The following is a 3,140-nucleotide window of genomic DNA, read 5'->3' as shown; positions in this document are numbered from 1 at the left end:
CGCCGCCATCGCCGCCGCCGTGCGGGCGGGGCGGCACGGGGAGGCCGACGGGCTGGCCGCCCGGTACGAGGCGGAGGCCGTGGGGGTGTACGGGCCGGCGTCCGAGCAGGCGTGGCACTGGAGCGAGGTCCGGGCCGATCTGGCGATGTTCGCGGGGGACGCGGTGCGCAGCTGCCGGGCCTGGCTGGCGGTGGCCGAGGCGCGGCTGGCCGCGGGGCAGGCGGTGGACGCGCCCGCCGTGGAGACGGCCGTGGACCGGGCCCACCACCAGTGGACCCGCATCAAGGACACGGCGCGGGCCCGTGAACTCGGGCCCGCGCTCGCTGAGTTGCGGCTCAGGGTGCCCGGCCGCCGGCGCGGCGCGCTGGAGAACGTCCAGCGGCAGCTGCGCCAGTTGCAGGGCACCCCCTAGCGCTTACTGGGTGAAGGTGAAGTACTTCCAGGCGCCGTGCGTCGTGGAGTTCACGGTGTCACCGGACGCGCTGTTGATGTACGACGAGCGGACCCGGAACCGCCAGCCGACGTCCTGGCCGTGGTCGCCGGTGATGTTGACCTTGGAGACGCCGTCGGAGCCCAGCTTGAAGTACGCGGGGTCGCCCGGGTACCAGCGGCCCTGGTAGTACACCTCGAACTGGAACTTCTGCGCCCGGCCCGGGTAGTACGACATCTTGGTCGTGATCAGCGGGTTCTTGGTCTTGTGGAAGAAGTAGTACGTGTGGTTCCACGTGTACTTCGTCTTGTAGTGGTTGCTGACCGACGTGGACACGCTGACCTTGGCGCCGACTGTGCTCGCGGCGGACGCCGGCTGGTAGCGGGAGTCGCCCTTGAACTTCGCGGTGACCTTGGTGTCCCGCTTCAGGTCCAGGGTGACCGACAGGTTGCCGTCGGAGTTGACCTTGCCGGACTTCACCAGCTTGTTCGGCTTGTCGCCGCCGAACGGGTCGGCCCAGATCTCCACCGTGCGGTTGGTGTACGTCTTGCCGAGGTGCGCGGTGAACGTGACGTCCTTGCCGTACGCGTACACCTTGCCGTTGTTGTTGACGGTCAGCGTCGGCTTGGCGCGCGAGACCTCCACCGTGTCCGAGCCGGAGTCCGCCGCGTGGTCGGCGTCACCGGCGTAGGCCACCGTGTACTTCACCTTGCCGCCGGCCGGCGGGGTGTCGGTGAAGGAGAACGTGCCGTCGGCCTTGGTGACCGCCGCCGCCAGGGCCTTGCCCTTCGGGGACTCCAGGTCGGTGCGGGTCACGGTCAGCCTGGTGCCGGCCGGGACGGCCACCTTGGAGGCGACCTTGCCCTTGACGGTGAGCTGCTTGGCGCGGGGTGCGGTGGCCGGGGCGTCCACGGTGACCGTGCTCGCCGCCTTGGTGGGCGCGTCGAGGACGCGCAGCGAGTAGGCGCCCTCGCTGTTGCTGGTCACCGCGAACAGCCGGGAGCCGTTCGGGTCCCAGGCCAGTCCGCCCCGGGCCAGCAGGTCGGAGCCGCTGGTGGTGCCGGTGTTCGGGAAGTCGTAGGTGCGGACCGCCTCGCCGGAGCCGGGCTTGAAGATGTAGACGTCCGGCTCGTAGGAGCCGGAGATGCCGGCCGCGAGCGTGCCGTCGGCGGCGATCGCCACGGAGTTCGGGTAGGCGTCCGTGACGTACTTGCCGGCCTCGTTGAGGTCGGAGGTGCGGAACACCTGCTGGTAGTACGGCGCACCGCTGGCCACCACGACGTTCTGGCCGTCGGGAGTGACCTGGAAGTCGCCGAGGTTGCTGCCCGCCTCCCGGGTCGTGGCCATCTGCGCGGGGGTGCCCGACGAGACGTCGTACGAGGCCAGTACGGCCGGGCTCTGCGAGGGCGCGCCCGCGACGAGCGTGTTGGAGCCGGGCGCGGCGTCCAGCAGCGGGGCCGCGTACCAGCTGTTGCCGTCCTGGTCGAGCGTGACCTTGTGGTCCTCGGCCGCCAGGTCGACGGAGCCGAGGTTGCCCTCGGCCGAGCCGCCGTAGCCGAACCACAGCTTGCCGCCCGCGAGGGCCACGCTGCGGGGCTTGTCGCCGACCTCGTACCGGCCGGTCTCGGTGTCGGTCGCGGTGTCGATGACGGCGATGGCGTCGAGATCCTGCACGGCCGCGTAGAGCGTGCCGGAGTCGGCGGACAGCTCCAGACCCTCGACGCCGGACAGGTTGGCGGTGAGCTGCTTGACGACCTTGCCGGCGTAGTCGGTGACCACGATCTTGCCGTTCAGCGGGTCGCTGATGAAGACCTGCTGGTGGACGGCGTCCACGACGATGTCGCCGGTCTGCCGCACCGGCAGGAGCTGGGTGGAGTCGGCGACGGCCGGAGTGGCGGCGAGGGCCGCCGAGCTGAAGAGGACCGCCAGGGTGGTGGCAGCCGTGAGAGAGCGCTTGCGCACGCTGATTCGAACCCCCCGGAACGAATGAAAAGAGAATGGGTGCCCGCGCGGACACGGCGATCCGTGAGCCCCCTGTGCATGAGCCGTGTGCGCCGCGCGTGGCGAGTGTGCAAAGAGTAGGTCATGGCACGGACAGTGCCGCCACCAGGTTTCGTGATTTCCGGCACGCCGGGAGAGCGGGGCGATTACGTTCTGCTACAGACCGATCGCAGGGGGTGCCTCACGTCATGGCCGACATCCGCGAACTCGGCCCCAGGGCCTCTCCGGAGGTCGCCGGCCCGACCGTCCTCGTCGCCGTCCGTGACTCAGAGCAGCCCGACTCGGCACATCTCGCCGTGGACCCCCGCGCGTGGGCTGCCTTCGTGTGCTCTCTCCAGGTCCGCCGCCCTCGCCGGGCCGGCGTTCGCCGCCAGGAGGAGAGCCGCGGCGGCGATCACCGCGGCCGTGACGGCCCTCCGGGCGGTGGGGCGTGCGTAAGGTGCGGATGTACGTCCGGGCACGGCGACCTCGCAACACGACAACGGCGCGTTAAGCATGCTTAATTCACCGTTTAACCTATGGGCTGCCGTCGCCCAACGGCAAGGGCGCCAGGGGAGTTGGGGGGAGCGGGGGCATGCGGGAGCGGGACGAGCCGGAGGTCATCGGGCGGCGGGTGCAGCGGCTGCGGGCGGAAAGGGGTCTGACGCAGCGGCAGCTGGCGGGGCCCGCGTACACGCCCGCCTACATCTCCACGCTGGAGGCCGGGCGG

At 70.8% G+C, this 3,140-nt stretch carries 3 protein-coding genes and 2 pseudogenes; 3 read left to right on the top strand and 2 right to left on the bottom strand.

Features of this window, described 5'->3' with window-relative positions; genetic code table 11:
- A pseudogene (locus CCN44_RS33765) lies at positions 1-412 on the top strand (hypothetical protein); the annotation flags it as partial.
- Between the two features lie 3 nt (positions 413-415).
- Here the strand turns inward: CCN44_RS33765 and CCN44_RS33760 are convergent.
- Complete coding sequence (locus CCN44_RS33760; protein WP_086702103.1) at positions 416-2,392, bottom strand: YncE family protein; 1,977 nt, start codon at positions 2,390-2,392, stop codon at positions 416-418.
- A 35-nt stretch (positions 2,393-2,427) separates the two neighbouring features.
- On the opposite strand from CCN44_RS33760, the pseudogene CCN44_RS47935 reads away from it, so the two are divergent.
- Positions 2,428-2,715, top strand: a pseudogene (locus CCN44_RS47935) (hypothetical protein); the annotation flags it as partial.
- On the opposite strand, the gene CCN44_RS47930 reads toward CCN44_RS47935, so the two are convergent.
- On the bottom strand, positions 2,698-2,928 hold the full coding sequence (locus CCN44_RS47930) for a hypothetical protein (protein ID WP_399008868.1): 231 nt from the start codon (positions 2,926-2,928) through the stop codon (positions 2,698-2,700). The pseudogene CCN44_RS47935 and the gene CCN44_RS47930 sit on opposite strands and share 18 nt — an antisense overlap.
- Positions 2,929-3,005: 77 nt before the next feature.
- Here CCN44_RS47930 and CCN44_RS43575 point away from each other — a divergent pair.
- Positions 3,006-3,140, top strand: a 135-nt coding sequence (locus CCN44_RS43575) for a helix-turn-helix domain-containing protein (RefSeq protein ID WP_143650133.1), incomplete at its 3' end; no start/stop codon positions are given.

It is taken from the genome of Streptomyces tricolor (genome assembly GCF_002155905.1).
GTDB lineage: Bacteria > Actinomycetota > Actinomycetes > Streptomycetales > Streptomycetaceae > Streptomyces > Streptomyces tricolor.
Note: the sequence above shows the minus strand (reverse complement) of the source record. Positions and strands in the feature narration are given on the sequence as shown.